Origin of the sequence: Herbaspirillum rubrisubalbicans (genome assembly GCF_003719195.1) — a bacterium.
Taxonomy (GTDB): Bacteria; Pseudomonadota; Gammaproteobacteria; order Burkholderiales; family Burkholderiaceae_D; genus Herbaspirillum; species Herbaspirillum rubrisubalbicans.
In genome coordinates this window covers 2,153,224-2,173,438 of the sequence record NZ_CP024996.1, presented here as the reverse complement: position 1 = coordinate 2,173,438, position 20,215 = coordinate 2,153,224, and the positions used below count along the sequence as shown (strand labels likewise).

General features: G+C 58.0%; 20 protein-coding genes and 3 tRNA genes. 5 read left to right on the top strand and 18 right to left on the bottom strand.

The window, feature by feature from the left end; translation table 11 throughout:
- Positions 1-24 precede the first annotated feature (24 nt).
- Positions 25-1,434, bottom strand: coding sequence for an undecaprenyl-phosphate glucose phosphotransferase (locus tag RC54_RS09755; protein ID WP_061788795.1), 1,410 nt, complete (start codon positions 1,432-1,434; stop codon positions 25-27).
- Between the two features lie 10 nt (positions 1,435-1,444).
- Entirely contained in the window at positions 1,445-2,686 is a 1,242-nt protein-coding gene (gene epsL, locus RC54_RS09750; protein WP_244216465.1) for an XrtB/PEP-CTERM-associated polysaccharide biosynthesis outer membrane protein EpsL, read from the bottom strand.
- Positions 2,687-3,079: 393 nt separating this feature from the next.
- Between epsL and RC54_RS09745 the strand changes: the two genes are divergently transcribed.
- Entirely contained in the window at positions 3,080-3,682 is a 603-nt protein-coding gene (locus RC54_RS09745) for a phosphatase PAP2 family protein (RefSeq protein WP_061788793.1), read from the top strand.
- 90 nt (positions 3,683-3,772) lie between these two features.
- On the opposite strand, the gene RC54_RS09740 is transcribed toward RC54_RS09745, so the two are convergent.
- The 10 genes from RC54_RS09740 to thrS form a co-directional block, all read right to left on the bottom strand.
- Complete coding sequence (locus RC54_RS09740; protein ID WP_174526056.1) at positions 3,773-4,855, bottom strand: choice-of-anchor A family protein; 1,083 nt, start codon at positions 4,853-4,855, stop codon at positions 3,773-3,775.
- Positions 4,856-5,081: 226 nt separating this feature from the next.
- A complete protein-coding gene (locus RC54_RS09735) occupies positions 5,082-5,597 on the bottom strand; it encodes a GNAT family N-acetyltransferase (RefSeq protein ID WP_061788792.1) in 516 nt (171 codons plus the stop codon).
- Between the two features lie 172 nt (positions 5,598-5,769).
- Entirely contained in the window at positions 5,770-6,171 is a 402-nt protein-coding gene (locus RC54_RS09730) for a MerR family transcriptional regulator (RefSeq protein ID WP_058895174.1), read from the bottom strand.
- 3 nt (positions 6,172-6,174) lie between these two features.
- Positions 6,175-6,588, bottom strand: a complete 414-nt coding sequence (locus RC54_RS09725; protein WP_026051953.1) for an integration host factor subunit alpha — start codon at positions 6,586-6,588, stop codon at positions 6,175-6,177.
- Positions 6,589-6,652: 64 nt separating this feature from the next.
- On the bottom strand, positions 6,653-9,079 hold the full coding sequence (pheT, locus tag RC54_RS09720) for a phenylalanine--tRNA ligase subunit beta (RefSeq protein ID WP_058895173.1): 2,427 nt from the start codon (positions 9,077-9,079) through the stop codon (positions 6,653-6,655).
- Positions 9,080-9,150: 71 nt separating this feature from the next.
- Entirely contained in the window at positions 9,151-10,179 is a 1,029-nt protein-coding gene (gene pheS, locus RC54_RS09715; protein WP_034331543.1) for a phenylalanine--tRNA ligase subunit alpha, read from the bottom strand.
- Between the two features lie 209 nt (positions 10,180-10,388).
- Positions 10,389-10,751 carry a 50S ribosomal protein L20 gene (gene rplT / locus RC54_RS09710; protein WP_006712690.1) on the bottom strand — a complete coding sequence of 121 codons (363 nt, stop codon included), beginning with the start codon at positions 10,749-10,751 and terminating at the stop codon, positions 10,389-10,391.
- A 25-nt stretch (positions 10,752-10,776) separates the two neighbouring features.
- The gene (gene rpmI, locus RC54_RS09705; protein ID WP_006712688.1) at positions 10,777-10,974 is read right to left on the bottom strand and encodes a 50S ribosomal protein L35; all 198 of its coding nucleotides are present in this window, start codon (positions 10,972-10,974) and stop codon (positions 10,777-10,779) included.
- A gap of 290 nt (positions 10,975-11,264) precedes the next feature.
- Positions 11,265-11,786 (bottom strand): translation initiation factor IF-3, encoded by a 522-nt coding sequence (infC, locus tag RC54_RS09700; protein WP_081584533.1) that lies wholly within the window; start codon positions 11,784-11,786, stop codon positions 11,265-11,267.
- Positions 11,787-11,859: 73 nt separating this feature from the next.
- Positions 11,860-13,767 (bottom strand): threonine--tRNA ligase, encoded by a 1,908-nt coding sequence (gene thrS, locus RC54_RS09695; RefSeq protein WP_058895172.1) that lies wholly within the window; start codon positions 13,765-13,767, stop codon positions 11,860-11,862.
- A gap of 464 nt (positions 13,768-14,231) precedes the next feature.
- On the opposite strand from thrS, the gene RC54_RS09690 reads away from it, so the two are divergent.
- A complete protein-coding gene (locus RC54_RS09690; RefSeq protein WP_058895171.1) occupies positions 14,232-14,417 on the top strand; it encodes a hypothetical protein in 186 nt (61 codons plus the stop codon).
- A gap of 85 nt (positions 14,418-14,502) precedes the next feature.
- Here the strand turns inward: RC54_RS09690 and RC54_RS09685 are convergent, their stop codons facing one another.
- The 6 genes from RC54_RS09685 to RC54_RS09660 form a co-directional block, all read right to left on the bottom strand.
- On the bottom strand, positions 14,503-14,910 hold the full coding sequence (locus tag RC54_RS09685; RefSeq protein ID WP_058895170.1) for a response regulator: 408 nt from the start codon (positions 14,908-14,910) through the stop codon (positions 14,503-14,505).
- A gap of 322 nt (positions 14,911-15,232) precedes the next feature.
- A tRNA-Val gene (locus RC54_RS09680) sits at positions 15,233-15,309 on the bottom strand.
- Between the two features lie 104 nt (positions 15,310-15,413).
- Positions 15,414-15,490, bottom strand: a tRNA-Val gene (locus RC54_RS09675).
- 141 nt (positions 15,491-15,631) lie between these two features.
- Positions 15,632-17,884, bottom strand: a complete 2,253-nt coding sequence (locus RC54_RS09670; protein WP_017450871.1) for a RelA/SpoT family protein — start codon at positions 17,882-17,884, stop codon at positions 15,632-15,634.
- A 6-nt stretch (positions 17,885-17,890) separates the two neighbouring features.
- Positions 17,891-18,241 (bottom strand): RidA family protein, encoded by a 351-nt coding sequence (locus RC54_RS09665; protein WP_008328017.1) that lies wholly within the window; start codon positions 18,239-18,241, stop codon positions 17,891-17,893.
- An 81-nt stretch (positions 18,242-18,322) separates the two neighbouring features.
- Complete coding sequence (locus RC54_RS09660; RefSeq protein WP_058897533.1) at positions 18,323-19,189, bottom strand: alpha/beta fold hydrolase; 867 nt, start codon at positions 19,187-19,189, stop codon at positions 18,323-18,325.
- 16 nt (positions 19,190-19,205) lie between these two features.
- Between RC54_RS09660 and RC54_RS25095 the strand changes: the two genes are divergently transcribed.
- The 3 genes from RC54_RS25095 to RC54_RS09650 all read left to right on the top strand — a co-directional run bounded on the left by RC54_RS25095 (position 19,206) and on the right by RC54_RS09650 (position 20,202).
- The gene (locus RC54_RS25095) at positions 19,206-19,370 is read left to right on the top strand and encodes a hypothetical protein (protein ID WP_156425821.1); all 165 of its coding nucleotides are present in this window, start codon (positions 19,206-19,208) and stop codon (positions 19,368-19,370) included.
- A gap of 39 nt (positions 19,371-19,409) precedes the next feature.
- Positions 19,410-19,502 (top strand) — tRNA-Leu (locus tag RC54_RS09655).
- Positions 19,503-19,974: 472 nt separating this feature from the next.
- Positions 19,975-20,202, top strand: coding sequence for a helix-turn-helix domain-containing protein (locus RC54_RS09650; protein WP_082803064.1), 228 nt, complete (start codon positions 19,975-19,977; stop codon positions 20,200-20,202).
- Positions 20,203-20,215: the final 13 nt, after the last annotated feature.

Sequence of the window (20,215 nt, the reverse complement as noted above, 5' to 3'; positions counted from 1 at the left end):
TCCCCCGCGAAGAGGCCCGGCCCATCAGTAAGCGTTGTCCCGCTTGATCACCATGCGCACCGTCTGGAAGATAATCCACAGATCGAACACCAGAGACCAGCGGCGCAGGTACTCCAGGTCGAATTCGATACGGGCTTTCATCTTGTCCAGCGTCTCGGTCTCGCCGCGCAGGCCATTGACCTGAGCCCAACCGGTAATGCCCGGCTTGACCTTGTGACGCAGCATGTAACCCTTGATCTGCTTGCGATAGAGCTCGTTGTGGGCCACCGCGTGTGGTCGCGGGCCGACGATGCTCATGCGACCCTGCAGCACGTTGAAGAACTGCGGCAATTCATCCAACGAACTGGAGCGCAAAAAACCGCCGATCTTGGTCAAACGCATATCGCCCTTGGTAGCCTGGGTGACCTTGCCGCCATCTTCCATGACCGTCATGGAGCGGAATTTGTAGACCACGATCTCTTCGCCATCCAGGCCGTAGCGGCGCTGTTTGAAGATGATGGGACCAGGCGAGGTGAGCTTGACGCAGATGGCGATAACCACCATCACCGGCAACAGCATGAGCAGAATGCCGGAGGCCAGGACCAGGTCGCTCAAGCGCTTGACGATATTGTTGGTGCCGGTAAAAGGCGTTTCGCAGATGGCCATCACAGCCATACCACCCACATAGTCGAAGCGTGCCTGGATCAGGTTGAAGATGTAGATGTCAGGGATGAAGTAGATCGAGGCAGTGGTGTCCTGCAGTTCGTCGATCATCTGCAGCACGCGCGGCTGGGCCGAGATCGGCATACTGATGTAGACCATGTTGATGTTGTTCTGACGCACGTAGGCCGCCACATCGCTCATCTTGCCGTGCAGCGGCGTGTAGGTGCCGGGCGGTTGACGATTCAATTCACGGTCATCGAAAAAACCCATCAGCTTGATCATCAGTGAGGGATACTTTTCCATACGATCGGCCAGTTTCAGCGCGGCTGGATTGACACCGATGATGATGGCCTTGCTCACTTCGCCCTTGGTATGCAGGTCGCGCATGACACGCGATTGCACATGCTGGGAGATGATCAGGCCGATCGGTGTGCTGACCACCCAGAAGAAGATCGCACGCATCGACAGGTTCTGATAGAACTCGCAGATGTAGGCCACCACCACCAATACCGCCGCCACCGCCAGCCAGTCCAACACCGGCGCGAAAGAAGAAGGACCACGGGGATTACGACGCAGGCGGCGCTCATGGAATTCGGTAAAGAAATACGAAGACAGGAAGAACGCCATGATGGCAAGCACCCAATAATCGCCGTTGAAGATGTGATGGCTCAGACGCACCAGCACCCACAGGTAAGCCACGATCAGCGCCGGCTCAACGAAGCGCTTGAATACCATCGTAATGGTATTGGGCTTGACGTTACCTACCGGCAAGCCATCATGCAGGTCGCTCATTTTTGGGGCCTCAGAATTCATAGCGCGAAGTCAGGGAGATGCCGTTGGACAGATAGCCGAAGCTGTTGATGTTGGATTTCAGGTTTTCACGATAGACCGCCAGCATCAGGGACAACGAGGTCGTGGGCGAATAGGTCAAGCTCAGGGTCGCCTTCTCATAATTGTCACGACGCGTGGAGGGCGTCACGCCGGTCACGATGGAAGCACCGTTGTAGTTGCGGTGCTCGTAATCGACCAGACCATCGAAACGCAACTTCGCAGTGGGCTGATAGCTCGCCACCAGGCTGGCACCGGTAGTCAATGCAAAGTTCGCATCGATATCATTCACGCCGCCGATTTCCCGCCACAGGTTGGCCGTGAACCCGGTCTTGGCGGTAGCCGCCCAGTCGCCAATCAGGCGGGCATTCAAGCCACGATAGCCGGAACCAGGCGCAGCAGCATCACGTTCGCGCTGGGTAACGCCGCCCAGGAATTGCAGCTTGGTCTTGTCGCTATAGAGCCAAACGATCTTTGCCTTGTAATCTTCCTGGACAAACGAGTTGTTGACAGTTCCGGTCCCAATGACGGAGTCAAAAGGATAGCGACCAGTCGTCCTACGCACCTGCAGGCCGGCGGTACTTCCGCTGCGCGGGGTGTAATCGACGCCGAATTCGGCAATGTTCTGGGTAAAGTTGTTGGATTGCTGGCTCAGCAGATCGTAGGCCAGACCAAATTTCGACGCCTGCACATGCACCGCCCAATCCGGGTGCAGTTGCCACGCTACATTGAGGTATTTGGTATCCATGGTTCGGATATTTGCCTGCAACACTCGAAAATTCTGGAATGGCGTGAGCGAACGCGAGTACACATAACCGAGATTGCCGGAAACATGCTCTCCCAGTACCCAACCCCAGTCAGCCTTCAGATCTCGCCCGTCGTTGTCGAACTGACTGAAATGATCAAAGGTATTCTTGGTGGCACTCGCATCCAGCAAGATGTGCTGGCGACTCAACGTCTTGTCGATGCGCAAACCACCCTGCTTGCTCTGCACGTTATCCGATAGCCGAGGCGAGCCGAAGGCTGTCTGTGCCGCATCGGGACCGCTCAAACGCAACAGGTTATCGTCATGCAAATACGTGTACTGCACATACGGGACCACCACCTGACCGGGGTCTGCCGCATAAGCGAAAGGGCAAGTCATGGACACCAACAGAGCGCACATGCGCACGCGAGTCCTGCGCTTGCTGTTATTGCGAAACTGCCGTGATTTCACGAATCAGCGCCCTTTCTTTTGTAATTTTACTTTTAAAACAATGGCAATATTTTGCGACTGAATTGCTGCGCTGCAACACAGAAAAAATTAAAAGTAATCATGCATCATTTTTGAAATTTAGGCAAAAATTTATGTAGAAAATTGCCACGCAGAAAACCAGGCGATAAGGATACACACCCCTACAGTCGGGACAATCAGACAATCCAGCAAGGCTTTGTAGGAAAAACGGAAAATTACCATTTCTGCAACAAATGCTCTTCAACTCACCAACTATTTATATCGCGATGCAACAAAAACTGAACGTTTATCCTTAAGCAAGAGTCCCAGCGCTTTCCGCGTACCCCACAAGCCGCTAATATTCCTCGGCAACACCCGCGTCCATCAAAGTCCTTCATGAACTGGCATACAATCACCTTCCTCGGCGACAGCACCATCACCATTCCCGGCGCCTGCATCCTGGCACTCTGGCTGGCCATCAACCGCATGTGGCGACCTATGTTCGCTTGGCTTGGCGCCTTCGGCATGGCAATGCTGATCGTGGTGATCAGCAAGCTCTTGTTTATGGGTTGGGATATCAGCCTACCCATGCTGAACTTCACCGGCTTCAGTGGTCATACGGCCTCCTCCAGCGCGCTCTATCTCTCGCTGGCCCTGCTGCTGACCCAGCAATGCAGCCGCGGCCGCCGGCTGCTGGTACTGGCCTTGACTGCACTGGTAGTGACGGCAGTAGGCACGTCACGTCTGATGATCAAGGTTCACTCGGAGTCCGAGGTCTTGCTCGGACTGCTGGTCGGTGCCGGCGCAGCCTGGGCTTTCGGCTTGTCGTTACGCGAGTCGGCACCGCCCCTGCGCCATCTGTTGCTGCCACTGGGTCTGGCGGCCGCGCTGATGATGACCGGCTTTGACAAGCCCGCCCCGACCCAAAGCTTCCTCCAGGAATTGGCCAAGAACCTGTCAGGGCGCGCCGAAGTCTATATCCGTCACGAACCACTCTGAGCTCGCCACACCGTCCCCTCCTGAAAAAAATGCCGTCCAGCATGTCACTGGACGGCATTTCCACAATGGCTGGCGCTACGATTGACCGTATCAGGCAGCCAGGAAGCCCGGCACCACGATGCGGCGGCGGCGCAAGGTCGCCACGCCCACCACCAGCGCCAGCCCGGCCAGCATCAGCACGTATTCGTCGGGCTCGGGAACCGGCGCCACGGCAGCCAGGTTGCCGGTGAAGGGTTGCAGGTGCAGCTCGCCCTTTTGAGTGAGGCTGTTGACGAACACGCCGCCTTCGATGTTCTGGTTATTGGTCAGGCTGGCATGGGTAGCCAGGATGCTTCCGCCGAACTGGCTGTTGATGGTCAGGCTGTTGGCGTTGTAGAAGTTCCAGAGAATGGACTTGCCCAGTGACTGTGCCTGCCCACCCAGGAAGTTGGCGTCAATAACGGCCGAACTGACGCTGGAATTGATGATGATGGTGCTAGCACCGTTGGCGGCAAAACTGAACTCGCCTGCCGAAAACACCGCGGCGCTAGTAGCGTTGTCCAAGTTAAAAACCGCCACGCCCTTGGCATTGGCCACGGCATTGAAGGTGGCCCTGTTACCGCTGACCGAGACGGCGCTATTGGCCGCCGCTTGCTTCAAGCGATTGGAGACGCTGCCCAGCGTGCTGGCGAAATTGGTGGAGCCGGCTGCATCCTGATTGGTCTGCATCAGTGCCGTCGGCGTGGAGGCACGACCACCATTGAAGTTGCTTCCAGAGCTGCTGCCCGCCACGTAGGCCGGACCATTGAGGTTGCTGTTGGAAACGCTGCCGGCGACGTAGCTGGAGCCATTGTTGATGATGGAATTGGTGAATGAACCACCGATATAGGAGCCCAGGCCATTGACGTGCACGTTGCTGGCGCTGCCCATGACTGTCAGACCGGCATAGTAGGACGCCGGGGTATCCCCCATGTGCTCCACGTAATCGCCACCGGTCAGCGAGCCGCCGATCCAGGCGCGACCATCGACGTGAGAATAAGACGTCGCGTTACCCAACACCACCAGATTGAACTGCTGCAGTGTCTGGGCGTCCGTGAGCGAAGTGGTGGCTGCGTGCGCGACGCCAAACAAACCTAGGGACAACAGTGGTGCCACGGCAAAGGTAGCCAGTACCGATTTTGAACGAATCAACATGAAAACCCTATTCGATGATGTGATTCCCGCATCCGGTTTCCCCACCGGCTTGAGGGTGAATTGTCGCGGTCAGGCGCCGCGTAAATCTGCCTAAAACCTTACAAATTTTTGTCAATTCTAAGGGCTTACATGTTGTTAAATCAATAACAATAATGCAAAAAATGCAAGTGTGCGAAATTTGCCACATTAACAATAATCAAATTTCTCACCATCCGAGAGCAAGCTCTTATTTGACGATCATGGACATGTAACGAGCATCTGTACCGTAGCTCACAAGAGCCCCCTGCCCCAACCACAAAGCCTGCGGATCATCCGCGAAGCCAGCAGCACGCCAATAGTCACCCGAATCATGGACCGCCACCAGCGCTGCACGGGGCAAGTCGGCACTGCGACAGATCTGACGCAACTCACCCACCAGGCTGCGCCCCAATCCCGAGCCTCGCGCTGATGGCAGCAGCGCCACGTCATGCAGGTGCAGACAGTCGGCCTGGGTTTCGAGGCAGTGCAGCAACTGATTCAAGGCCGGTGGAGCCCCATGGCGGGCAGGATGCATAAAGGCGTAGCCGATGACTTGCTCGCCATCGTCCTCGCGGATGGCAATGCGGCAGCCCTGCGGGAACAGACGCAGTCGTTCAGCGAAAACTTCTTCAGCTTCAAAGTAGCCTAGGTGAACCTGAGCGGCGATATCCATCACGCAGGCGAGGTCAGCGGGCGTCATTGGACGCCATTGGTAACGGATCACGGATATTCTCCCCTGCCATCGTCACGATCACTGCGATGGCCGTCCAAACAAACACGCCGCACGGCGGTCGACAATGACCAGCGTGCGGCGCGATCAAACATGGAAATCATGCAGAACCTGGCGGGCGGCTGAAGCGGCAGTAACGCTACCGTCCACGCCCCCGACCTGATACTCAGGCAGTTGCCCCCGGCTTGAGGGTTGCCAGCACGGACAGCAAGTCACTACGCAGTACCTCGATGGCTGCTTCATCCAGGCTGATCGTGGGGCGTTGCGGCTGTTCCGGCTGCTCGGGCTCATTGGTGCCATCGAGCTTGTTGCGCGCACCGCTGATAGTGAAGCCCTGTTCATACAGCAGTTCACGAATGCGACGAATCAGCAGTACTTCGTGATGCTGGTAGTAGCGCCGGTTACCACGACGCTTGACCGGCTTCAACTGCGTGAATTCCTGTTCCCAGTAGCGCAGCACGTGAGGCTTTACCCCACACAGCTCGCTGACCTCACCGATGGTGAAATAGCGCTTGGCCGGGATGGGCGGCAACACGATGGCCGCCGGTTTGTTGACACGATCATTCATAGCTTAGACGGACATTTCAACGGGGCTGCCGCTGGAGAGTTCCACCATTTCCTTCAGTTTCTGGCTGGCGTGGAAAGTCACGACGCGCCGTGCGGTGATCGGGATTTCCTCGCCTGTCTTGGGATTGCGGCCAGGCCGTTGCGGCTTGTCGCGCAGCTGGAAATTACCGAAGCCGGACAGCTTGACGGCCTCGCCACGTTCGAGCGCGTTGCGGATCTCGTCGAAGAAGGTTTCCACCATGTCCTTGGCTTCGCGCTTGTTCAGACCAACCTGCTCGAACAAAAGTTCGGCCAGTTCGGCCTTGGTCAGCGTAGGCAGGTTCTTGTCAGCCTGCGAACGTGCCTGCGATTCGAGCACGGCACGATGCAGGTCAGCGTCCAGCACGGATTGAAATTCGTTCGAATTCACGTTGTTCATGGCGATGAATGACTGGGCCTCAATCGATTCCGGTGTGTAATTATTTTCGCTCTCGGACATCACATCAGGCACGCAATCTGGCACCGAGCTTGACGCTCGCAGCGGCCACCAGTGCATTCACCGCAAGGTCGACCTTGTCATCCTGAAGGGTGTTTTGAGTATCTTGCAAGGTGCAGCGGAACGCAAGGCTTTTTTCGTCTGTCTCAAGCCCCTTCCCTTGATATTCATCAAATAAAACAAGGGCTTGCAAGATGGCGCAGTCCGGGTTGGCCTGCTTCTCAGCAGCCAGCACGTCCAGTACTTGCTGGGCGCCGACCGAGTGCTTGACCACCAGTGCGATGTCACGGCTGACTGCCGGGAACTTGGAGATCTCGGTGTAGGAAGGCAGGTCGCGTTGCTGCAGCGCTTCGGCATCCACTTCGAAGACTACCGGTGCCAGCGGCAGGTCGTACTTTTGCTGCCACTTGGGATGCAGTTCGCCGATCACGCCAACCACCTTCTCACCCAGCAGCACCTGAGCGGTACGGCCGGGATGCAGGGCCGGATGTTCGGCCTTGACGAAACGCAGCGTGCGCGGAGCGAACAGCGCCTCCAGATCGGCCTTCACATCGAAGTAGTCGACATTGCGACTGACCTGCCCCCACTGCTCCTCGGCCACCGGACCATAGGCCAGTGCGGCCACGCGCTTGGGCTGAGCGAAACCGGCCACGGACAGCGGACCATCGACGACCTCGGCATCCTTGTGGAACACCGCCCCCACTTCGAAGACGCGAATGCGCGCAGCCTTGCGATTGACGTTGTAGCGCGCGTTGGCGACCAGCCCGGCGATGAGCGAAGAACGCATCACGCTCATCTGGCTGGCGATCGGGTTCAACAACTTGATGGGATCCACGTTGCCGCCGAAATCGGCTTCCCAAGCGCTTTCCACGAAGCTGAAGTTGACCACTTCCTGATAGTCCTGGTCGGCCAGCAGGCGGCGGATGGCAAACAGGGAACGGGTATTCTCTGGGGCAATGCGCATGGCGTTGGCCGCCACTGGTGGCAAGGCCGGGATGTTTTCAAAGCCGTAGACGCGCGCGACTTCCTCGATCAGGTCTTCCTCGATCTCGATGTCGAAACGGTAGGACGGCGGCGTGACCGAGAACAGGCCCGGCTCATAGTCAAACGACAGGCCCAGACGCTTGAAGATATCGGACACCATCTCATCGGTGATCTCCACACCGATCACCTTGGCCGCACGTGCAGTGCGCAGCGTGACCGGTTCGCGCTTGGGCAGGTTGACGATCTGGTCATCAACCGGGCCTACGCGGGTCTCGGCGGTGCCACAGATTTCCAGCAACAGCGCGGTGATGCGTTCGATGTGATCGACCACGGTAGCGAAATCGACGCCGCGCTCGAAACGATGCGCGGCATCGGTGGAGAAGTTGTAGCGGCGTGCACGGCCCTGGATCGCTTGCGGGAACCAGAAGGCGGCTTCCAGGTAGATGTTGGTGGTCTCCAACGAGACCGCAGTGGCATCGCCACCCATGATGCCGGCCAGCGATTCGATTTCCTTGTCGTCAGAAATCACACCGACCCACTCATCGACTTCCACCGTATTGCCGTTGAGGAGCTTCAAGGATTCACCCTTGCGGCCCCAGCGCACGTCCAGGCCGCCATGGATCTTGTCCAGGTCGAACACATGCGAGGGACGGCCCAGCTCCAGCATCACGTAGTTGGAGATATCCACCAGCGCCGAGATCGAACGTTGGCCGCTGCGCTCCAGGCGGCGCTTCATCCATGGCGGCGTAGCCGCCTTGGCGTTGAGGCCACGGATGACACGACCGGCAAAACGGCCGCACAGGTCGGGCGCGGAAATGCGCACCGGCAGCTTTTCATCCAGGTTGACAGTCGCAGCCTGATACACCGGCGCCTTCAGCGGCGCACCGGTCAGGGCCGAGACTTCACGCGCCACGCCCAGCACCGACAGACAGTCAGCCTTGTTGGGGGTGAGCTTGATGGTGAACTTGAGATCGTTCAACAGCATGTAGTCGCGGAAATTCTGACCCACCGGTGCATCGTCGGGCAGCTCCAGCAGGCCACCGTGATCTTCCGACAGCTTCAGTTCACGGGCCGAGCACAACATGCCCTGCGATTCCACGCCGCGCAGCTTGCCAACCTTGATTTCGAAGGGCTTGCCATCCGGCCCCGGCGGCAGTACCGCGCCCACCATGGCGCAAGGTACCTTCAGGCCGGCACGCACATTGGGTGCGCCGCAGACGATGTTGAGAATGGTGCCGGTATGAACATTGACGCGACATACGTTCAAACGGTCCGCATCCGGGTGCTTGGTCACTTCCAGCACTTCGCCCACCACCACATTGGTGAAGGGAGGCGCCACCGGTTCGACTTCCTCGACTTCCAGGCCGGACATGGTCAGCAGGTGCGACAGTTCATCCGAGGTCATGGTCGGGTTGACCATGGTACGCAGCCATTTTTCAGAGAATTGCATGATTCAGACTTTCAGCTATCGGCTATGAGCCAGAGGCGCGCCGCGACGGCGCGGCGCCCTGCGTGATCGAATTAATTGAATTGCTTCAGGAAGCGCAGGTCGCCTTCGTAGAACAAGCGCAGGTCATTGATCCCGTAACGCAGCATGGTCAGGCGCTCCAGGCCCGAGCCGAACGCGAAGCCAATGTACTGCTCGGGATCCAGACCCATATTGCGCACCACGGTCGGATGCACCTGGCCGGCACCGGAGACTTCCAGCCAGCGGCCCTTGAGCGGACCGCTGCCGAAGGCGATATCGATCTCGGCCGAAGGTTCGGTGAAGGGGAAATAGGAAGGACGGAAGCGCACCTGCAGGTCGTCGGTCTCGAAGAAGGCCTTGACGAAGTTGAGGTAGACGCCTTTCAGGTCGGCGAAGCTGATGTCCTCGGCGATCCACAGACCTTCGACCTGGTGGAACATCGGCGAGTGGGTGGCATCACTGTCGACGCGATAGGTGCGGCCCGGGGCGATGACCTTGATGGGCGGCTTGTTCATGCGGGCGTAGCGCACCTGCATCGGGCTGGTGTGGGTACGCAGCAGCAGGGGCTTGCCCTGGGTGTCGTTGCCTTCGATGTAGAAGGTATCCTGCATCGAACGCGCCGGGTGGTTCTCGGGGCTGTTCAATGCAGTGAAATTGGTCCAGTCGGTCTCGATCTCGGGACCGTCGGCGACGTCGAAACCGATGGAGCGGAAGATTTCCTCAACGCGCTGCCACGAGCGCATCACCGGGTGGATACCACCCACGCCACGGCCGCGGCCCGGCAAGGTGACATCGATGGCTTCGGCATTCAGGCGTGCCTGCATCTGGGCGTTGGCCAAAGCATCGCGGCGGGCGGTGAGCGCGGTTTCGATCTGTTCCTTGGCGACGTTGATGATCGCCCCCTGTACCTTGCGCTCTTCCGGCGCCAGCTTGCCCAGCCCCTTCATCTGCTCGGTGATCTGACCGGTCTTGCCGAGGTACTTGGCCTTGGCGTTTTCCAGTGCGGCGGCGTCGGGCGCGGCGGCGAAATCAGCCTGCGCCTGCGTGACCAGTTGGCCCAGGAGTTGGTCTAGGGGATTCATGCGGTAAATCTCGCTCCAATCGAAAATCCGACGACGAAGTCGAAAAGGAAAAAATCCACGAAACCGTGGATAAAAAATCCACGAACCCGTGGATCAAAAACATACGGGGCATCGGTGTATCACCTCTGCCCCGCAGGATTTTGCAGCGCCGGCTGCTGGTCTGACTTGCGTCCGATGTTGCGGCCGGCTACCGCAAACACGCTGTCGATTTAGGCGGCAGCGATGTTGGCCTTCACCTGGTTGACGATGGCAGCGAAAGCAGCCTTGTCGGTGACAGCCATATCGGCCAGGACCTTACGATCCAGTTCGATCGCAGCCTTCTTCAGGCCGTTCATGAACACGCTGTAGGTCACGCCATGCGAACGCGCAGCGGCGTTGATACGGGCGATCCACAGTGCGCGGAACACGCGCTTCTTGTTACGACGGTCACGGTACGCGTACTGACCAGCGCGCATGACTGCTTGCTTGGCGATACGGTAGACGTTTTTACGACGGCCGCGGTAACCCTTGGCGAGTGCGAGGACTTTCTTGTGGCGGGCACGTGCTGTTACCCCACGTTTGACTCTAGGCATAGTAGCTCCTTAGTGTATGGTGAGGTTAAGCGAACGGCAGCATTGCGCGAACGGAATTGAGGTTCGTCTCATGGACGCCCTCGGTACCGCGCAGTTGACGCTTGTTCTTGGTGGTCTTCTTGGTCAGGATGTGACGCTTGAAGGCTTGACCGCGCTTGACGGTACCGCCCGGGCGGACGCGAAAACGCTTCTTCGCGCTGCTCTTCGATTTCATCTTAGGCATAGCAACTCTGTCCTTTCGGACAGCTCCATTTTTTGATGATTGCAGGTGGCAGCACACTCGCTGCTCTTGGATGCCTGCTCTCACTTATTTGACAGCGGGAGAACCCGCTGCTTTTGCCCGATGCAGTGGCCTGCACCCGACAAATCCTTTGTCGGCCTTGACTGCCGCGACTTGCATCGCTTGCGCGGCATGGACGACACCGGGGAGATGTCGTCCTGATACGGCTAACTGCAGAACCTCATTCAACACGGCTTAAACGATATCCAAATCATATAAACCGTTTAAACGATTTACTTCTTTTTCTTCGGCGCCAGCACCATGATCATCTGGCGACCTTCCATCTTGGGAAACTGCTCGACCTGGCCATACGGTTCCAGGTCAGCCTTCAGACGCTCCAACATGCGCATCCCGATTTCCTGGTGAGCCATCTCACGACCGCGGAAACGCAGCGTGATCTTGGTCTTGTCACCCTCTTCCAGGAACTTGGTGAGATTGCGCAGCTTGATGTTGTAATCGCCATCATCGGTACCCGGGCGGAACTTGACTTCCTTGACCTGGATGACCTTCTGCTTGAGCTTGGCCTCGTGCGCCTTCTTCTGCTCCTGGTACTTGAACTTGCCGTAGTCCATCAGGCGGCAGACCGGAGGTTGCGCGGTAGGCGCAATTTCGACCAGATCCACTTCAGCCTCTTCGGAAAGACGAAGGGCTTCAGCCAGGCTGACGATACCTAAAGGCTCGTTGTCGACACCCGAAAGGCGCACTTCCGGCGCAGTGATCTCGCGGTTGAGGCGATGCGACTTGTCAGTAGCTATTGCAGTTTCCTTTTAAAATCCAATAAATTAAGCCGTGCTCTTGCGCTGGGAGGAAGCCCTAGGCTTCCCCGTCTCAGGCTTTGGCAGCCACCTCATCCTTGAGGCGTTCCACCAAGGTGTCGATGGACATGACGCCCAAATCGACATTGCCCCGCGCACGCACGGCCACAGTGTTGGCATCCCGTTCTTTATCGCCGACAACCAAGATATAGGGCGGCTTCTGAATGGAATGCTGCCGTATTTTATAGGTAATCTTCTCGTTGCGCAAATCAGTCTCGACCCTAAACCCTTGTTTTTTCAGCGTTTGTGCAACGTTCTGCACATAATCGGCCTGCGCATCGGAAATATTCAGGATGACAACTTGCGTTGGCGCCAGCCACAAGGGCATCGCACCGGCGTGGTTTTCGATCAGGATGGCGATGAAGCGCTCCAGCGAACCGACGATAGCCCGGTGCAACATCACGGGCACCTTGCGGTTGTTGTCTTCAGTGACATACTCCGCCCCCAGGCGCGCCGGCATCGAGAAGTCCACCTGCATGGTGCCGCACTGCCAGGAGCGGCCGATGGAATCCTTGAGGTGATATTCGATCTTGGGGCCATAGAAGGCGCCCTCACCCGGCAACTCTTCCCACTCCGAACCGGAGGCGCGGATGGCTTCACGCAGGGCATTCTCGGCCTTGTCCCAGACTTCCTCGGCGCCGATGCGCTTTTCTGGACGCAGAGCCAACTTCACCGCCACTTCCTTGAAGCCGAAGCAGTCATAGACCTCACGCACCACGCGGTTGAAGGCCGCCACTTCCTCCTGGATCTGGTCTTCGGTACAGAAGATGTGACCATCATCCTGAGTAAAGCCGCGCACCCGCATCATGCCGTGCAGCGCGCCCGACGGTTCGTTGCGGTGGCACTGACCGAATTCGCCGTAGCGCAGCGGCAGGTCGCGGTAGCTGTGCAGGCCGGAATTGAAGATCTGGATGTGGCCCGGGCAGTTCATCGGCTTCAAGGCATAGGCGCGATTTTCCGACTCGGTGGTGAACATGTTTTCACGATAGTTTTCCCAGTGACCGGTCTTTTCCCACAGGGAACGATCCAGAATCTGCGGCGCCTTCACTTCCTGGTAGCCATTATCCTGGTAGACACGGCGCATGTATTGCTCCACCTGTTGCCAGATGGTCCAACCCTTGGGATGCCAGAAGATCAGACCCGGCGCCTCGTCCTGGAAATGGAACAGGTCCAGCGCGCGGCCCAGCTTGCGGTGGTCGCGCTTTTCTGCCTCTTCCAGCATATGCAGGTAAGCCTCCTGGTCTTCCTTCTTGGCCCAGGCGGTGCCGTAGACACGCTGCAGCATCTCGTTGTTGGAGTCGCCGCGCCAGTAAGCGCCGGCCAGCTTCATCAGCTTGAAGACCTTCAGCTTGCCGGTGGACGGCACGTGCGGGCCGCGGCACAGGTCGGTGAAGCTGCCTTCGGTGTAGAGCGAGACGTCCTCGTTCTGCGGAATGGAGGCAATGATCTCGGCCTTGTAGTCTTCGCCGATGGACTTGAAGTAAGCCACGGCCTCGTCGCGCGGCAGCACCTTGCGGGTGACCGGCTCATCCTTCTTGGCCAGCTCGGCCATCTTCTTTTCGATGGCTTGCAGGTCTTCCGGGGTGAAGGGGCGCTTGTACGAAAAGTCGTAGTAGAAGCCATTGTCGATGACCGGACCGATGGTGACCTGAGCATCCGGGAACAGCTCCTTGACCGCATAAGCCAGCAAGTGGGCGGTGGAGTGACGGATCACTTCCAGACCATCGGCGTCCTTGTCGGTAATGATGGCCAGGTCCGCATCCTTGTCGATCAGATAGGAAGTATCGACCAGCTTGCCATCGACGCGACCCGCCAGGGCCGCCTTGGCCAAGCCGGTGCCGATGTTGGCGGCGACCTGCGCCACCGTGACCGGGTTATCGAACTGGCGCTGCGAACCATCGGGAAGACGAACTGAAACCATTTTGCACTCCATGTCGGCAGCCTTGCTGCCTTGCCTGTTGAGGGTATATCAAAAAAGAAGGACGAAAAAAAAACGCGGACCAGCCGCGCTTTTTCAAAGGACGAAAAAGAACCCGACTAGCGTCGCGTGAAAACCTCGGTGGTAGTTCGCGGTGTCATAACCGGTTTGCCTTTCTCGCTCTTACAGATGGACGGATTGAATAGATGTGGCTCGCGCAACGCCGCCCTGATGAAAACAGACCAAACATGCGCGCCGTAGCCCGACATTATAGCAAACTTTGCGCAATCGCCGGCACCCGACCCACACGCACTGCAAAGCCTTGTCAGGCTGGCAGCAGCCGCTGCCAGCACACAACGATAGTCAGCAATTCTCATCAGTGGAACAGGTAAAAAACTGTCTTTACCTGTAGCTTGGCGCACCAGCCGAATTGGCGCGTGCTAGCATCTAAAACAGAGGAGGCCATCATGCCGAACGACACAAGCTGCACCGAGCATCACACCATCATCAACAACCGGGAATACACGCTACAGAGCCGAACCATGGAACAGGAAGACGGCCAACGCCACGAAGAGTACCGCGTCCTGCTCAATGGCCTGGAAATCAAATCATGGACGCGCGGCGATGTGATGCGCTACTTCGGCCTGCCCTGACCCCTCCCCTTCCGCGCACAAAGCGCGCAGAAACGAGAACGGCATCCGCAGATGCCGTTCGACAAGTCCCACCAAATCCTGAACATCACACCTTGGCCATGTTCGCGCGGCGCGCCAGGATCTTCTCGATCTTCTCTTTCAAGGTGACCGCATTGAAGGGCTTGACGATATAACCATCGGCGCCCGCTTGCGCGGCCACGACGATGTTTTCCTTCTTGGCCTCGGCCGTGATCATCAGCACCGGCAGATGCGCCAGCGAGGGCGTGGAGCGAATCTTCTTCAACAGGGCCAGACCATCCATGACCGGCATATTCCAGTCGGTCAACACAAAGGAGATCGGCACGGCACCAGCCTCCAGGATCTTCATGGCCGTAGAACCGTCATCGGCCTCCACCATCTTGGTGTATTCGAGTTCCTTGAGCAGGCCGCTGACAATACGACGCATCGTCGAAAAGTCGTCAACCACGAGGAAATACTGATCATCTGCCGCCATAGGAAAAATCGCTCAACCGTGAAATGGAAGTTGGACGGGCGTACCCGCAAAAAATTCGTCGCAAGTGTAAAGCATTTTGAGATGCCCTCGCGAAACATTTGCCCCATGCGCTGTCTTAAAACTCTATTTTCCTGACCAACATTGACCGAAAACAAAGGAGTAGCCGCCGCAGCAAGGCTGCCGCAGGGGTCGTCAACAGGGAAAGAGGAGGAAGGAAGAATCGCGCCAAAAAACAAAAAAGGAAGCCGCCAATGCGCTTCCTTTTGAATTTTTCTTCACTTTCTTCACCCAACCCGCCTATCCACCCAGGGAACAGAAGAATTGGTAGGCACGATTGGACTCGAACCAACGACCCCTACCATGTCAAGGTAGTGCTCTAACCAGCTGAGCTACGCGCCTATTGAAGAATGCAGATACCTTAAAACAAAAAAGGAAGCCGAGAACGCGCCTCCTTTTCATCACTTCGCTCCAACTCGACCATCCCGCACGGGAACCGGAAGAATTGGTAGGCACGATTGGACTCGAACCAACGACCCCTACCATGTCAAGGTAGTGCTCTAACCAGCTGAGCTACGCGCCTAACGAAGAAGCGAGAGTATAGGAGGCTTTTCAAAATTTGCCAAGGGGTAAATGATGAAAATGATGAAAAAGTAAAAATATTTACCGCATTTCACCAAGAAACCAGCCCCCTACCCTCCCGCTTATTGCTACGCATTGCCACTTATTGCCGCTTGGCCTCGATCACCCCCTTCACTTCGCGGATCACCGTCAAGGCCTTCTGCAACTGCTCGGTCGAACCGATCTCAGCGGTGAAAGCCATGCGCGCATGACCCTTCACGCTTTGCGTACTCACCCCGATCACATTGATCTTGTCGCGCAGGAAGATATCGGAGATATCGCGCAGCAAACCCTGGCGATCGCTGGCCAGCACGAAGATATCGACCGGATAGACGGTATCGCGCGCCGGTGCGCCCCAGGTGGTCTGAATCACCCGTTCGGGCGCGTGCGAGCTCATCTCGGCGAAGTTCTTGCAGTTCACGCGATGGATGGAAACGCCCTTGCCGCGCGTGACGAAGCCGGCGATCACATCCGGCGGCGCCGGCTTGCAGCAGCGCGCCAGTTGCGTCAGCAAGCCATCGGTGCCAACCACCAGCACGCCCGACTTGGCACCCTGCACGATGCTGGAGGCCCGGCTCTTGCGGGTGATCAGCGCTTCATCATCGATCTCGGGCTTCTTTTCCTGCCCTTCATGCAGGGCCTGTTCGACATGACGCAGGCTGAACTCTTCCTTGGCCAGCGACAGGCACAGATCATCCACCTTGGCAAAGCCCAGCTTCTGCGCCAGTTCTTCCAGGTTGACGGCGGTCTTGCCCTCGCGCTGCAAGGTCTTTTCCAGCAAGCCACGCCCCACCGACAGGGTTTCCTGCTGCTCGATGGCATTGAACCAGGCGCGGATCTTGGAGCGGGTACGCGAACTGGCTGCATAGTCAGGGCTCAACCAGTCGCGCGACGGCCCCACCCCAGGGCCGCTCTTGGCGGTGATGATCTCCACCGTCTGGCCATTCTTGAGCGTGGTATTCAACGGCACCATCACCCCATCCACACGCGCGCCACGGCAGCGGTGACCGACATCGCTGTGCAGGTGATAGGCAAAGTCGATGGGCGTGGCGCCGCTGGGCAATTCGATTACGCGCGCCTGGGGCGTGAGCACATAGATGCGTTCGTCCAGGGTGGCCGACTTGAGCTTTTGTACCCAGTCGCGCCGCACTTCTTCCTGGTCCACCACGGCGTCGGTGACTTCATTCTTCCAGGCCAGCAACTGGCGCAGCCAGGCGATCTTTTCGTCATATTTCTGCGCCGAGAAATTCGAGCCGCCGCTCTCCTTGTAGCGCCAGTGCGCCGCCACGCCGTATTCGGCGAAGTGATGCATCTCGTGCGTACGGATCTGCACTTCCAGCGCCCGGCCATCCTCGGCCATCACCACCGTGTGCAGCGACTGATAGCCGTTCTGCTTGGGGCGCGAGATATAGTCGTCGAACTCTTCTGGAATCGGCGTCCAGATGTTGTGCACGATGCCCAGCACCGCGTAACAGGTCTTCACATCATCGACGATGACACGGAAGGCGCGCACATCATAGAGCTCGGAAAAATCGATGGACTTGCCGCGCATCTTGTTCCAGATGCTGTAGATATGCTTGGGTCGCCCGCTGACCTCGGCGCGGATCTCCTGGGCCGCCATCTCGGCGCGCAGGCGTGCAATCGCATTGGCCACGAAGGCTTCGCGTTCCAGGCGCTTTTCTTCCAGCATCTTGGCGATGCGCTTGTAGGTCACCGGCTCCAGGAAGCGGAACGACAGATCTTCCAGCTCCCATTTCAGTTGCCAGATCCCCAGCCGGTTGGCCAGTGGTGCATAGAGCTCGAAGGTCTGGCGCGCATATTGCGCGCTGGCCTCGTTCTCCTGCTTGGTCTCGGCGAAGTAGCGCAGCGTGGCCACGCGCGAGGCCAGGCGCACCAGCACCGCGCGCATGTCGGTGGCCATGGCCAGCAGCATCTTGCGCAGGGTTTCCACCTGGGCGGCGGCCTGCTGGGCGGCGTTCTTGCCGCGCAGCACTTCCTGGTTCTGCGGCTGGAAACTGAGGCTGTGAAAGCGCATCAACTGGCGCACATTGCCCACCAGATCGGCGATCTCCTTGCCGAAGCGCTCTTCGAGCTTTTCGTCCAGCTCGGGATAGAGCATTTGGACCTCGAAGGCCAGCCCGGCGATGCGAGTGTCGGCATCCACGTTCAGGGCAGTCAGAACGGTGGCCACCGAGACCGCGAATTGCAGCGCATTCTGCCCGGACAGGATCTGCCTGTCGGCATACAGCGGTTCGAGTTCGGCCAGTGCCTGCTCGACCCGTGCTGCATCGTCAGGGCCGAGACCGGCAGTGATGGCCGCCAAGCCTTCGCCCTGGGTACTTGCTACCGAAACCATAAATACTTACTTCTGGGCCGCGACGATGATGATTTCCACCAGCAGTTCAGGACGGGCCAGCTTGGCTTCGACGGTGGCGCGCGGCGGCGCGTTGCCGGGCGCCACCCACTCATCCCAGACGGCATTCATGCCAGCAAAATCCTTCACATCGGACAGGAAGATCTGGCACGACAGGATCTTGGTCTTGTCGCTGCCGGCCTCGGCCAGCAAGCGGTCGATATGACCCAGCACTTCGCGGGTCTGGCCTTCGATATTCTGGGTGGCGTCTTCGGCGATCTGGCCGGCCAGGTAGACGGTACCGTTATGGATAGCGACTTCGGAGAGGCGCTTGCCGACGTGCAAACGTTGTACGGACATGACATTTCCTTCGAGGTAAAACCCGGCGACACAACCCGCCGGTGATGACAAAAATCTTCGAATTCAGGGCACAGGCAATGCTCAACCCAACAGGAACTGGCGCGCCACCTCGATCTGCGGCGCGTGCATGAAAGTGGGCGCATGACCCACGTCAGGCAGCTCCACCAGCTTGGCCTTGGGCCCGCGGCGGGTCATTTCCTGTGCCACTTCCGGCAGCAGCAGGTCGGACTGGGCGCCGCGCACCAGCAGCGTCGGGCAGCGGATGGCATCGTAGGCCGCCCACAGCATCTGCTCGGCCGCACTGGCCGCTTCCGGCGTGGTCAGCTTGAACGGCACGGCCAGGCCCAGGTCGTAATGGCGCACCCACTTGCCTTCTTCATTCTGGCGCAGCACGTCCTTGGCCAGCTTGTGCCATTCCTCATCGCTGTGATGACCGAAGCTGGCGGAAATGGTGCGAATGTACTGCGCCGCTTCCTCGAAGGTATCGAAGCGCACGTCCTGGCCGATGTACTCACCGATGCGCGCCAGCGCGGCACCGTTGATGGAAGGGCCGATATCGTTCAACACCAGGCGCCGGATCGGATTGCCCGGCAGCGAGGCCAGCCCCATGCCGATCAGACCGCCCATGGAGGTACCGAACCAGTCGACGATCTCGGCATCGGCGCGCGCCAGCAGGGTTACCATATCGGCCACGTATTGCGGCACGGTGTAGAACTGCGGATTGGCCAGACGCCCGGAGCGCCCGCGCCCGACCACGTCCGGGCAGATCACCCGATAGGTATCGCACAGCTCGCGCGCCATGCGGTCGAAATCGTCGGAGACCCGCGTGACGCCATGCACGCACACCAGCACATTGGGATTGCGGGCATCGCCCCACTCCTTGTAGGCCATGGTATGCAGCCCGGCGGGCGAGATGCACTGCACTGTCTTGACTACGGCTTCAGTCATGGTCACGGCTTTCCAGATGAAAGAAGTCGTCATTCTACTATCTCAAGAGAGCTTGTCGGCCGGAAATGGCGCTCTGACAAGAGCGAAAACCCGCTGGAGCGGGCAGGCAAAAGGCGGGCAAGAGAAATCCGATGTTTTCCTCAGGAAAAAACGACTGACGACGCATCAGTGGCTGCTATAATGCCTGCCTTTTCCGGCGGGCATCGCCGGCATCCCTCATGCCTGAGTGGTGAAATTGGTAGACACAGCGGACTTAAAATCCGCCGCTTACCCGGAAGGGGGCGTGCCGGTTCGACCCCGGCCTCAGGCACCACAGCGACAGCAAAACAGTGGCTTAGTGGACACCCTAACCTTCTGCACTTATTTGGTGGCGCACCGGTTGCAGCTGGAATGCGCCCCAAGCCCCCGGCAGGCTGCAGTACCGGATCCGTAGTACTGCCGCTAAATGCCATGCTCCCCCAAAAATCAAAGGGCATAACAGAGCCGCGGGATATCAAACTGTGACTACTTTTGGTACGTGCCCGTCTGCATATGTCTACGACATGTCCACTAGGACATCGCCTAGTGATCAGGTTTTACTTGATGTGCCCAGCCGCTTGGTTTGGATAAGTCCATTACATCCGCACCTTTATACTGGATAAAATTACAGTATCATTTCTTATCACTCACTGGAAACTACCAAGTAAGGTTACCCAAAAGTCGAGAAAGGCAACTATGTTTGCTCTACGCGATTGCTACTTATAGTCTGTCGATATAAAGTCATCTTGCGGGATAAGTTGCCGGGCATGAATAGCCTTTCAAATCCTGAATCAGCCTTAGGCGAAATTATCCGCCGAGAACGGGCGGCAAGATCTATGTCACAAGAACAACTAGCGTTTGAGTCCGACCTTCATAGAACCTATATCGGATCAGTTGAGCGAGGTGAAAGAAATATTTCGCTGAGAAATATCGTTGCAATTGCAAAAGCATTGCACGTCAGCGCGTCGTACTTGTTAGCAGAAGCAAAACTGTAATAGGAAAGATAGG